The sequence below is a fragment of the Cytobacillus firmus genome (assembly GCF_023715565.1).
Lineage (GTDB): Bacteria > Bacillota > Bacilli > Bacillales > Cytobacillaceae > Cytobacillus > Cytobacillus firmus_C.
The window spans coordinates 56,021-68,758 of sequence record NZ_JAMBOJ010000003.1 but is presented as its reverse complement, the minus strand read 5'-3'; the positions used below and the strand labels follow the sequence as shown (position 1 = coordinate 68,758).

Genomic DNA, 12,738 nt, shown 5'->3' with positions numbered 1-12,738 from the left:
CGGGCTCCTAAACCAATTGAAGGTGAAAGGCGATAGCGATCAGAATGAACAGCGAGAGCAGCAGTACATCGAAGGTAGTAGGCAATAATATGGTTCTTATACCTTGAAACACACAGAACGGGATAATGAATTGTGCACATATATTCCTGAAAGTTCTTAACCATGGAGGCAGTGTGTATGGATTATATTTTCTTCTCATTTATGCATACCCCATTTCCCAATGTTCTTATATATATCCTATGATTTTTTTTTACGTAAAGTGCCTAATTTCATTTTTTTCCCTTATAACGTTCACGCACCCGGCAATGAATAAAGGCAGATTGATCCTCACTTCAATGGAGACAGTGAATAATATATAAAAAACTGGGATATCCTTATTGACTATAACAGTCTTTTTTCGGTAGTATATTTTATATAATAACTTTATATCGATGCTAAGACAGGGAAGAGTACAATGGCCATTTGCCTTTTAGAGAGGAAAACCAGCAGCTGAAAGGTTATCCAGGCAGAACCGTTGGAAGGTCGCCCTAGAGCATCTTTTGCGAAAGGCTTAAGCCAAGTAGTAAAAGACGGGAAATCCGTTATCTGCATAAGTGTCAATCACTATAGGAATTGTCTGTGGGGCTTTTCTTTTGTGATTGAAAAAAAGGTGGTACCGCGAAACAAACTCCATTCGTCCTTTTATGGCGAGTGGAGTTTTTTATTTTTGCTGATTGCTTTTTAGAAAGGAAGAATGACATATGGATAATAATGAATTAACAATGCCGACGAAATATGATCCGCTGGCGATTGAAAAGGGTAGATATGACTGGTGGCTGGAAGGGAAATTCTTTGAAGCAAAAGATGACGAAACGAAGCAGCCATATACAATTGTAATCCCGCCTCCAAACGTAACAGGAAAGCTTCATCTTGGCCATGCATGGGATACGACCCTGCAGGATATCCTCACTCGTATGAAGCGTATGCAAGGTTATGATGTTTTGTGGCTTCCAGGAATGGACCATGCAGGTATCGCCACACAGGCAAAGGTTGAAGAAAAACTTCGCAATGATGGAAAAAGCCGCTATGATCTGGGCCGTGAAAAATTTGTGGAAGAAACATGGAAATGGAAAGAGGAATATGCCAGCCATATTCGCCAGCAATGGTCAAAGCTTGGATTAGGGCTTGATTACAGCCGTGAACGCTTTACTTTGGATGAAGGTCTTTCAAAAGCCATCAGAGAGGTTTTCGTTTCACTTTATAATAAAGGTCTAATTTACCGCGGAGAGTACATCATCAACTGGGATCCGTCTACGAAAACAGCTCTTTCTGATATAGAAGTTATATATAAGGATATTCAAGGCGCATTCTACCATATGAGATATCCACTGACAGACGGTTCGGGACATATCGAAATTGCCACTACTCGCCCTGAAACGATGCTTGGGGATACTGCTGTTGCAGTACATCCGGAAGACGAGCGCTATAAGCATTTAATCGGCAAGACAGTTAAATTGCCGATCACAGGAAGGGAAATTCCGATTGTAGCGGATGACTATGTAGAAATGGATTTCGGATCAGGTGCAGTAAAAATCACACCGGCTCATGACCCAAATGATTTCGAAATCGGAAACCGCCACAATCTTGAAAGAATCCTTGTCATGAATGAAGACGGGACGATGAACACGAGAGCAGGTAAATACCAGGGTATGGACCGTTTTGAATGCCGTAAGCAGATCGTAAAGGATCTTCAGGAAGAAGGAGTTCTTTTCAAAATTGAAGAGCATATGCATTCCGTGGGCCATTCAGAGCGCAGCGGTGCAGTAGTTGAACCATACCTTTCAACACAATGGTTTGTAAAAATGCAACCTCTTGCAGATGAAGCCATCGCACTTCAAAATAAAGAAGAAAAAGTGAACTTTGTTCCGGACCGATTTGAAAAAACGTATCTGCGCTGGATGGAAAATATCCGCGACTGGTGTATTTCACGCCAGCTTTGGTGGGGACACCGGATTCCGGCCTGGTATCACAAGGAGACCGGTGAGGTTTACGTAGGTCATGAAGCTCCTGAAGATAGTGAAAACTGGGAACAGGATAAAGATGTATTAGACACATGGTTTAGTTCTGCATTATGGCCGTTTTCAACGATGGGCTGGCCGGATACTGACTCTGCTGACTTTAAGAGATACTATCCTACAGCAGCTCTTGTAACAGGTTATGACATCATTTTCTTCTGGGTATCACGAATGATTTTCCAAGGTCTCGAATTTACTGGAGAGCGTCCATTCCAGGATGTATTAATTCATGGTCTTGTTCGTGATTCACAGGGACGCAAGATGAGTAAGTCCCTTGGAAATGGCGTTGATCCAATGGATGTAATAGACCAATATGGTGCTGATTCACTCCGTTATTTCCTTTCTACAGGAAGTTCGCCGGGACAGGATCTTCGTTTCAGTATGGAAAAGGTAGAGGCAACCTGGAACTTTGCCAATAAAATCTGGAATGCATCTCGCTTTGCCTTAATGAATATGGATGGATTAACATTCGAAGAAATTGATTTAAGCGGTGAAAAATCTGTTGCAGATAAGTGGATATTAACCCGTTTGAATGAAACAATCGAGACTGTTACGAGATTGTCTGACCGCTATGAGTTTGGAGAGGTTGGCCGGGTGCTGTATAACTTTATCTGGGATGATTTCTGCGACTGGTATATCGAAATGGCGAAGCTTCCGCTGTATGGTGAAGATGATGCTGCCAAGAAAACAACTCGTTCCATCCTGGCATATGTTCTAGATAACACAATGCGCCTGCTTCATCCATTTATGCCATTCATTACGGAAGAAATCTGGCAGAACCTTCCTCATTCAGGTGAATCCATTACGGTTGCCCAGTGGCCGGCAGTAAAGGATGAATACACAGACAATCAGGCTGCAAATGAAATGAAGCTGCTTGTTGAAATCATCCGTTCTGTCCGCAACAGCCGTGCTGAAGTAAACACTCCAATGAGTAAGAAGATTAAAATGATGGTAAAGGTTAAAGACCAGGAAATTCTTTCTACACTGGAAAATAACCGTGGCTATATTGAACGCTTCTGTAACCCTGAGGAACTTGTGCTGGCTTTAGAGGTTGAGACACCTGATAAGGCGATGACAGCAGTTGTAACTGGAGCAGAAATTATTCTACCGCTTGAGGGCCTGATTAATATCGAAGAAGAAGTGGCCAGACTGCAGAAAGAATGGGAAAAATTAAATAAAGAAGTAGAACGTGTTCAAAAGAAACTTTCAAACGAAGGCTTTATTAAAAAAGCACCGGAAAAAGTAATTGAGGAAGAAAAAGCAAAAGAACAAGACTACAGCGAGAAGAGAGCAGCTGTAGAAGCTCGCATTAGAGAGCTAAAAGGAGAATAATTAAAGTTTGGGAAGGCGGGTCCACATCAAGGATTCGTCTTCCTTCCTGTATAACGGAGGTGCAGATATATGTTTACTGCTTATGAAGAAGCATTGGAGTGGATTCATTCAAGACTGAGGCTGGGGATGAAGCCGGGACTGCAGCGAATGGAATGGATGATGGAAAAACTCGGTCATCCCGAGAGAAGGATTAAGTCTGTTCATATTGGCGGAACGAATGGAAAAGGCTCAACAGTTACGTTTTTAAGATTCATTCTTCAAGAGGCGGGTTATTCGGTCGGGACCTTTACATCACCGTATTTTGAGAATTTTAATGAACGTATCTCTCTTAACGGAACTCCAATTGGGGATGAAGATCTTGTTCAGCTTGCCAATGATATATATCCGCTGGCTGTTGAATTGGAACAGACAGAACTTGGCGGCCCAACTGAGTTTGAAATTATTACTGCCATGGCTTTTCAATACTTTGGTCATGTAAAACCTGTGGATCTTGTATTGTTTGAAGTGGGACTTGGCGGCAGATATGACTCCACTAACATCATCTATCCCATGTTATCAATCATTACAAGTATCGGGCTCGATCATACAGCCATACTTGGGGATACATATGAGAAAATCGCTTTCGAAAAAGCGGGAATCATTAAACCTGGAACCAGTGTTATTACAGCTGTCAAACAGGAAGAAGCCCTCGCTGTTATCCATGATAAAGCTTCAGGCTTAAAGTCCCCGGTTTATCAGCTGGAGAAGGAATTTGCTATTTCGGATCATAAATCCCTGGTTAAGGGTGAGTTTTTTTCCCTGGAGACAGTCTTTCAGGAGTTCCATGATCTTGAGACAGGGATGAGCGGGAAACACCAGACTGAAAATGCATCTCTGGCTGTAATGGCAGCAGCGCTATTAAATAAGTTTTATTCTTTCATTATTGAGGAGAAACACATAAAAGCCGGATTGAAAACAGCCTTCTGGCCCGGCCGATTTGAAATTGTGTCTCATGACCCGCTGGTGGTAATAGATGGGGCACATAATGAAGAAGGGATATCTGCTTTAACTGCTGAGCTGGATAAGCGTTTTGGAGATCGAAGGAAAAAGATTATATTTGCTGCACTGGCTGATAAAAAGCTTGATAAAATGATCAAAATGCTTGACTCTGCAGCAGACTCAATCATTTTTACAGAATTTCACTTTCCGAGAGCAGCATCAGCTGAAGATTTATATAATCTCAGTGAAAACAGCAGGAAACTATTTAATACAGATTGGAAAGAGCTACTGAAGATAGAAGTGTGCGAATCAGGTAAAAATAATAGCGTCCTTGTCATAACCGGATCCCTTTACTTCCTATCAGAAGTGAAGCCAGCTCTTTTGAAACTTTTGGAAAACAGACAATGAAAAAATGACAAAAGTTAGAAAATTTGATAAAATATTTCTAATATCAGACTATTTTCCTAATTAAATTGGAGGAGGGGGAAAAAGATAGTTAGTTCACGAGCCAAAAAAACAATATGGTTATTATGGATATGGTTATTTCCCGCAGGTTTCATGCTAACCTATCATTTTTACCCTCCCGACCTTTCAGGTCAGGGAATCAGTTTGTTTGCGTTTTTTATTTTAATGTTTCTCGTTTCTTCCATGCCGATGGTTGTCAATAATACACCAATTTTTTTGATTCAATGGGTTGTATTTTTAACCTTTGGTCTTCTTGCTGAAATCATTATGGTTCAGGTGGGTGTCCTGGTACTTCTCATAAGGCTTAAAGTACAAAAAGACCAGATGTTCCGTCTGCCGCTTAACTCACTTTTATTCTTTACGGTCTCTTTATTTAGCGGGCTGGCTTATTTTGCAATGGGAGGCAAAACAGGCATAGATTTGATTGCTGAACCCCAGTATTTCTGGGTTGCGGCCGCCTATCCGGTCATTCACTTTACACTAAATCAGATATTAATCAGTGTAATACAGGCTGCATTGTACGGCAGGAGAGTCTCCTTTCTGGAAAAAGACCTGATTTGGGAAACCGTCACTTCACTCATAACATTCCCGATTGGCCTTATCCTTTACATTCTTTATGCTGAAGTAGGAATTCTAGCACTCCTGATTGTAGGTGTGCCATTTGTAAGTCTCTCAATTATACTTCATCTTTATTACTCCAGTGAGAAGGTGATTGATTACCTTCAAAAAGCCTCAGAAATTAGTCATAAAATGGCCGAGCACCTTGATGTTAATGAGGTTATGGAGCTTTTTATTTTGAAATTGAGCGAAATGGTTCCTGTTGATTATGCTTATATCCTTGATATCAAAGACAATGGTGAACTTCACTCCCTTTACCGTAAAGAGCATGAACTGATTAAGCCTAATGATCTTATACCAACAAATAAAAATGAGGGAATCAGCGGATTAGTTTTAGCGACCAGAAAATCGGTTCTTTTTCATTCGAAAAAGAAATGGAAAAACATTGCTAAGGAATTTTTACCGGAAGATGCGGAGAGCATCATTTGTGTTCCAATAGTCCGAAGTAATGAAATATTGGGGATTCTGCTGCTTTCATCCACGAAAAAGAGTGCATATGAAAAGTCACAGCTTATGATTGTCGATATATTATGTTCGCATTTTGCAATAGCCATTGAGAATGCCAGGCACTATGAAGAAACAAAAGCTAAAAGCGAGCGCTGTGCGCTAACGAAACTATTTAATTACCGCTATATAGAAGAGAAACTGAATGAAGAATTCAGCAGATTGCAAAACGGTTCAAGGCATCTCCTCTCGCTCATCATACTCGATATCGATCATTTTAAAAAAGTGAACGATACGTATGGACATCAGAGCGGAAATGAAATCCTCTGCGAACTGGCTGATCGGCTGATAAATCTGATTGATACGGCTGGAATTGCTGCCCGATATGGCGGCGAGGAATTTATTGTCCTAATGCCTGATACCAGCAAGGAAGATGCAATAGGCTGGGCTGAGCTTATCAGACAGATCATTGCCAATCGGCCTTTCATACTCAAACAGACCATCGATGGAAGAAGCTGCAGTACAAAAGTTTATATTACCGCTTCTATTGGAGTAGCTGCTGCACCAGAAGATGCCGATGATTCTCTGGCCCTCATACGCCATGCAGACAGAGCGTTATATGTTGGAGCTAAGCAGGCTGGGAGGAATAAGGTTGCGGAATATGTTAAGTGAAATCCTTTTGAATACCAAAAGGATTTTTTTATTAAAAAACAAAACTTTAGACCTATTAAATATATAGTTTTTATAGGTAAATTGGTATAATTGAGGTAATGCATAATACTGGTAAAGGAGGGATTAACTATAATGGCAAAGAAAATGCTGTTTAGTTTACTAACCGCTCTTATTATATGCTCCCTATCTATACAACCTTCAATGGCATCTAAATTGAATAATGCCAAGTTAAACTTCACCGTTCAGCCATCCCAGAATATAATCGTTAAACCTGCCGGCAAGCCGGCAGCAGCTAATCTTGACTTCAGAGTAAAGCAAAGCGGAACTGCGTCAGATAGTAATAGAGAACCAATGGATATTGTCTTTATTATGGATATTTCCGGTTCAATGAATGATGCCGGTAAACTTGACAGCGCTAAAGCCGCAATGAAAAATGCTCTCGACCATTTTTTAGAGACTGCAAATTCCAAAGACCGATACTATCTAATCCCCTTCAATAAAAAAATCAGCGAGCAAGAGGGATTCTTTTATCCAACTGGAAATGCACTAAATGATCTTGGAATGATAAAAGAAAAAGTCAAGATTCTGTCAGCAATCAATGGAACAAATTATAAGGACCCGATAAAAAAAGCGGAAGAGCTTTTAAAAGGCGGGAATGCGAATAATAATATTATCTTCCTGACTGATGGTGTGCCTACATATTCTAAGAATAAACAAATAAGAACTTTTAATAAAAAATCCTGTTTCTTAATATTTTGCGAGACAAATAAAGTAACAGAAGAGGTAACTTATATCGAAGAACTTCTAACGAAAGGCTATTCAAAAAATGGGACCTTTTATCCTTATATCCCTTATCAATACTTGGCCGATGAATATTTTCTAGATAATAATAATCGGAGTTATACTGTGAAAGATAATAGTGAAAACTATGCATCGACTCAAACCTCTATTAGAAAAGCTATTATTGATGAAGTAAAAAAACTTACTGCTAGTAATATAAAGCTATATTCAATCGGATTTGGCAGTGATAATGATATCGATATGAATTTCCTGAACGAGATGTCCGACTATACTGGAGAAACAGCCATTCAGGCAGGCACAGGAAATATTGGGGATATACTTGAACGAATTTCAAGCAGTGTTCTGAAACCTTCAATTACTGCAGAGATACAAATTGATTTAAATCTCTTTAATGGAAAGGTTTCTTTGGCGGAAGGCTCGAATGCCATTTTAACTGAAAATAACATTATAACCAAACAGGTCAATTTCAAATATGATATTGGGAAAGAAATAATTAGCGAATTGGATTTCAGTATTCCACTAAATTTTGCGCAAGAGGGAAAGTATCTTTTTAAAGAGAATATAAAGTTAAAATACAAGGATTTGAATAATAAAGAACAAGTATTAGTCCATCCTGAACTGCAAATTGAAGTGAAAGATGATGCCCCGGCATCATTTAAAGGAACCATGCTGTTGGAAAAAGGGCAAAATGATTTACGTGACTTAATCAAGGAAATGAATTCAAATACAAAATCAAACCAGTTTAATATTAAGTATAATTTGGAGCCGACAGGTATTCCGGATAGCAGAGTGGAAGGCAGCCTCAGAAATGTGGTGATTAAACAGCCTCTTCCAGATGGGATTCTCATTGCAGATCCTTCTGTTAAAGAAGAAATAATTAATGGTCAAAGGCATGCAGTCCTTACTTTGGTAAATCAGCAAACCAGCTATAACAATGGTGCTTTCATCCCGGATCATCTATCTGCAAAAATAGCCTTAAAAGCCGATAGAGCTTTCTATGGACTAACAATGCCGCGTGCACAAGTGTTTTACACTGACAGCAGATTCCCGGATAAGCCTCAATCAACCAGCATAGCTGCTTCCAGCCAAGTAATTGATGCAAAGGTGAGATTATATAGTTTTAACAATATTGCTTATGACGGAGATGCGTCAGGCATTATCTCCAAAATTGATTTAAATAATAACGGCAGAAAACTAACCCAGACGGAGTTTCCGAATAATTATGGTCTGAAGAATAAACCTGCAAAGAATTTGTATTTTCTTTCAGAAACTCAAGTATCGGGCCTTAAAATTGAATACAGCGATGATAGTAGTGCAATGCTTTATTTTGAACCAGATTTTGAGATGAAAGGCCAGGTTACAGGAAAGGTCCTGTCCCATTTGGATGTTGTATACGAACCGATATCCTTCAACTTAAGTAAACTGGTTGCAGGTAAAGATGTAACTTATTACTACGAAGTTGAGATAGACGGAAAGAAAGAGGAATGGAAGTCTTTTGACGCTAATGATAGTGTACTTATAGATGCTCCAGGAACATATACAATTAAGGTTATAGCAACTGGAGGATTCACGATTGGAAATGGAATCTCAAAGACAATTACAGTCAATAAAAGAATTGAAAGCATATCTGTAGCTCCAGATCCAATTGAAGTTAATGTTGAAAAGTCAATATCCTTTATAGTGGAAACCTCGCCAGCAGATGCATCCAATAAAGAACTCGAGGTGCTCATTGAAGATACCTCTATAGCTGCGTTAACAGATAGTTATTCAGTTTTTGGAAAATCTGCGGGTGAAACGTATTTAATTGTCAGAACCAGGGACGGCTCAAATATTGAACAGAAAATTAAAGTGATGGTAACCGATCCTTATATTGCTTTAGATGAAATAAAGTTTAATAAAGCCGTATATAAAATTGCCAAGGGAGACAGGATGGCATTAAAAGGACTGCTGATCTTCAATCCTTTTAATGCCACAGATCAGGAAATTGTTGAATTACTCTCTGAGATGCCTGATAAAGTCCGAGCAGTTCAAAACGGATCTGATTGGTACATTGAGGGTATGGAAATAGGATACTCTAGGGTAACGGCAGCTGCAAAAAAACAAAAAAACGGAAAGCAGCCGAAAGCCTCAGCTCTATTTGAAGTAGTGAATGAGGATGAACAAACTGATGATGGTCCTTCTGGAGAGGGTAAATGGTAAAAGAAAAAGGTGCTCATGTCAGCACCTTTTTCTCATTCTATTAATAGTTCATCAGAAAATATTTGAAGATGTTGTACAATTGGAAGAGTATCTATTCGCTGCAAAAGTACATTTTGATCGTAGTTCACTATAAAACGGGAATACTTATCCAGCTGTGATGATTTCGATGGAAGATTTTCGATGGAGTCTGCTTCACCGCGAATAGCGTTAATTATCAGCTTTTCTTTAGCAAAAATGCCTCCATTGATATAAAACAGCGAACCTACCCCATATAATTCTGCATCTTTTTCTGTATAGAAAAATCCTTTTAAAGGTTTTATTATTTCATCTTCAGGAATATATGGCATTCCATCCTCTTCATCAGGATCGAAATTGCCGAATTCATTTATGCGTGTGAGCAGCAGATCATCTTTAGCCATCAGAACAAGCTGTTTTGTGTTATTTTCCGACCCTAAAATATTTACATTCGATATATTTGCACGCTTGCCTGCATACACAACCGAATCAAAGATTACCTGATCATTTTCTGAAGGCTCACCGGTTTCATCCCCATTTATTGTAAATGATTCATTGGAGATTATGGTTCCCGTGATTTCAATCGAAGTATTAAGAGCATTAATAGCTGTGTTTTTGCCTGACAATAGATTCCCTTTGACCTTAATGCCTTTACTGGAAAGTGCGCCATTATTATGAGCATAGGACTCTATAATTATATCCTTCGCCGAAAGAAGATCATCATTGATCTCAAGCTTGCCGTTAAAATTGACAAGGTGAGTTCTCCCTGTTACTAATATATCTTCATTTATTGTTAAATCCTCAAAATTCACGAGATAAAGGTCGCCATCAACAATCAGCTTTTCATTCAATTCAAGAGAAGTTTCCTCTGCCATAATCACCACATCTCCATGAATTAGGCCGTTTAGCATGGAAGCATCTTCTAGTTTGTTTATAAGATAACTTTTAAAATCCGCTTCATTATTATTGACTATTTCCTGCAAAATTTCGGGAAGACCGGATTGCTTTTTGACTTGTTCCGCAATCACAATATTTATAGCGAAAGAAGAAAGAATTCCGGACCTTATTTCTTCTGAAAACGTACGTCCATTTCCAGTTCTGAAAGCAGGAATCCCATTCGATGATAGCAATTCATTGGCTTCTTCATTCATCGTTTTTTCAAAATCGATATTAATAAACTGGCTGTCATGCTTAAGCTCTGGTACATGGTCTTTATAGAAATATTTTTCTTTGAGCAGCGGAAGAAGGTTCGCTGTTGAACTATATAAATCTCCATTAATTGAGGACATATTCGTATCTTGTTTCTTTATGGTTCCATTACGCAATTCGTATTCAGCATCTTCGTTTATTGTTAATCGGTTAGCATACACATTCCCGGAAAAGTTTGCTGAACCATTTAAAAATAGCCCAGAGCCATTATTATCAGAAAAAGAGCCGGCAGCATATTTCAAAAAACTAGGAAGGGGAGACAGGATGAGCCTCTTTCTGAGAGTCCGTGTAATCTTACCTTCTGTTTCAACAGGATTTTTAGTAACTATAATAATATCTAATACTCTTGTGAAATCATTTCCCATTTCAATATTGAATGTATCATAATCAGATATGTCATCAATGCAAGGTGCGGAAGAATCGATAAAGCTTGCACTGTTTCCTGACAGGTCAATAATATTCAAACAGCTTATATTTTCCTTTGTCCTATAAGGAGCGATTAAATCATCTTTCAGCTTATTCTTCAGGTCTATATCAAATTTACTCTGTACATAAAGTTTTCCTTCAGTGTTCTTTCTCCGGTAATCTTCAAGAGGAAGGTTCCGCAGTATTCCGGCCAATTCGGAGGTCATTTGATCGATTACCTTCACAGAATCATAGGTTATGGAGATATCACTCTCCCTTGTTTCTGTTCTTTTGGCCCCTCCGAGAGAAGCTGCCAGAATACTCATTCCCAATACGGTAAATATAAGCGACATTAATAAAACAGTAATAAGGGTATTGCCTCGCTCATTTTTCAGCAAATGATCACCTCTTAAAATCCAAACTTACTATTAAGCTCTAACTTTTCTTCAAGCCTTTCATGATCGAGTTTTAGCATTAAATCAATCATCCCCTGTGAACATTCTTCCTCATTTTTATTAATAAACTCATAACAAGAGATTTCTAATGCAGATTCGCTGAAATCAGCTGCAGAAGTAATCTCAGCGCTATCAATTGAGATTGCTTTCTGTCTGCTGTCATTATCAGAATCAGTTATTTCAATCCTGATTACCTGCTCCTCTTCATTCGCAGCATTTTGAACTATGGTATAAAAAGTCTGCTGTTCTTTCTCTTGTTTAGTTAAAGATGTACTTGATGAATTTACCAGCTCAATGCAATTTTTTTCGCTGCATTCTCTGACATAGTCAAAAGGAACAGAATAAAATGTGTTCATGATCATTGTTGCTGCATAGTCGGCATCATCCCTAAGTTGGCCCTCAATGCCAATCTTATTGTAGAGCTTGTACCCCGAAGTGAATACTCCATAAATAATCGGAAGAATAATGCTGCTGATTACCAGGACAGCAAGCAATTCATATAGAGTGGCCCCGCGCTCATCGAAGATCTTCACTTTTAATTTCTCCTTCTATTTTTGTATTTTCTTCTTTTCCGTTGATCTCCCATGAAACTTTCGCTTCCAGGGGCACAAAAAAGGAAGAGTGTTCCCCTTTGGAGTCGTTTGTATTGGCATCTTCGTTCTTCGGTAAATTAATAGTTACATTGTAACCGATATTATTGACTATAATTGGACTGCAGCTTGGTTCAGGAGGTTCACCATTCCAAAATATTTTATAAGCATTATCACAAATTAAAAGATTCAGGGAAGCCTCTTTATTATTTCTAAACTTTTCTCTTACTTCTATAAAATTTTCTTTCTCAATATGCATTAAAGCATTTCTTGCAACATTGACAGCTGCCGTTTTCTTTTCATTCATATGGTTATAAGTGTATGCCTGAGAAAAAAACTTCATGGTTCCCATTAGAACTATCCCTAATATCGTTAGAGAAACAAGTACTTCCACAAGGGTTAAGCCTTTTGAACTAGTAAATATTTTTTTTAATTTCATAGCCTACTCCTTCTTTCAAAATACCTATTTATATTATACAATAATTAATAGAAATATTTGTA

8 protein-coding genes and 1 other annotated feature are annotated in these 12,738 nt (G+C 38.6%); of the genes, 4 read left to right on the top strand and 4 right to left on the bottom strand.

Translation table 11 applies throughout. The features are described 5' to 3' along the window. Positions 1 to 7: 7 nt before the first annotated feature. Positions 8 to 199: a hypothetical protein gene (locus tag M3205_RS01855; protein WP_251168367.1), complete on the bottom strand. Its 192-nt coding sequence runs from the start codon at positions 197 to 199 to the stop codon at positions 8 to 10. 228 nt (positions 200 to 427) lie between these two features. Next, positions 428 to 684 (top strand) — a binding site (T-box leader). Between the two features lie 56 nt (positions 685 to 740). Here M3205_RS01855 and M3205_RS01850 point away from each other — a divergent pair. The 4 genes from M3205_RS01850 to M3205_RS01835 all read left to right on the top strand — a co-directional run bounded on the left by M3205_RS01850 (position 741) and on the right by M3205_RS01835 (position 9,563). Beyond that, positions 741 to 3,386 carry a valine--tRNA ligase gene (locus tag M3205_RS01850; protein ID WP_251168366.1) on the top strand — a complete coding sequence of 882 codons (2,646 nt, stop codon included), beginning with the start codon at positions 741 to 743 and terminating at the stop codon, positions 3,384 to 3,386. Between the two features lie 69 nt (positions 3,387 to 3,455). Continuing rightward, positions 3,456 to 4,772, top strand: coding sequence for a bifunctional folylpolyglutamate synthase/dihydrofolate synthase (locus M3205_RS01845; protein ID WP_251168365.1), 1,317 nt, complete (start codon positions 3,456 to 3,458; stop codon positions 4,770 to 4,772). Positions 4,773 to 4,922: 150 nt separating this feature from the next. Then, the gene (locus M3205_RS01840; RefSeq protein ID WP_251168364.1) at positions 4,923 to 6,563 is read left to right on the top strand and encodes a sensor domain-containing diguanylate cyclase; all 1,641 of its coding nucleotides are present in this window, start codon (positions 4,923 to 4,925) and stop codon (positions 6,561 to 6,563) included. Between the two features lie 132 nt (positions 6,564 to 6,695). Beyond that, positions 6,696 to 9,563: a VWA domain-containing protein gene (locus M3205_RS01835; protein WP_251168363.1), complete on the top strand. Its 2,868-nt coding sequence runs from the start codon at positions 6,696 to 6,698 to the stop codon at positions 9,561 to 9,563. Between the two features lie 32 nt (positions 9,564 to 9,595). On the opposite strand, the gene M3205_RS01830 is transcribed toward M3205_RS01835, so the two are convergent. The 3 genes from M3205_RS01830 to M3205_RS01820 are packed head-to-tail and all read right to left on the bottom strand — an operon-like array spanning position 9,596 to position 12,676. After that, positions 9,596 to 11,590 carry a hypothetical protein gene (locus M3205_RS01830; RefSeq protein ID WP_251168362.1) on the bottom strand — a complete coding sequence of 665 codons (1,995 nt, stop codon included), beginning with the start codon at positions 11,588 to 11,590 and terminating at the stop codon, positions 9,596 to 9,598. An 11-nt stretch (positions 11,591 to 11,601) separates the two neighbouring features. Further along, the gene (locus M3205_RS01825) at positions 11,602 to 12,180 is read right to left on the bottom strand and encodes a hypothetical protein (protein ID WP_251168361.1); all 579 of its coding nucleotides are present in this window, start codon (positions 12,178 to 12,180) and stop codon (positions 11,602 to 11,604) included. Continuing rightward, positions 12,164 to 12,676: a type IV pilus modification PilV family protein gene (locus M3205_RS01820; protein WP_251168360.1), complete on the bottom strand. Its 513-nt coding sequence runs from the start codon at positions 12,674 to 12,676 to the stop codon at positions 12,164 to 12,166. Before M3205_RS01820 ends, M3205_RS01825 begins: the two co-directional genes overlap by 17 nt. Positions 12,677 to 12,738 lie beyond the last annotated feature (62 nt).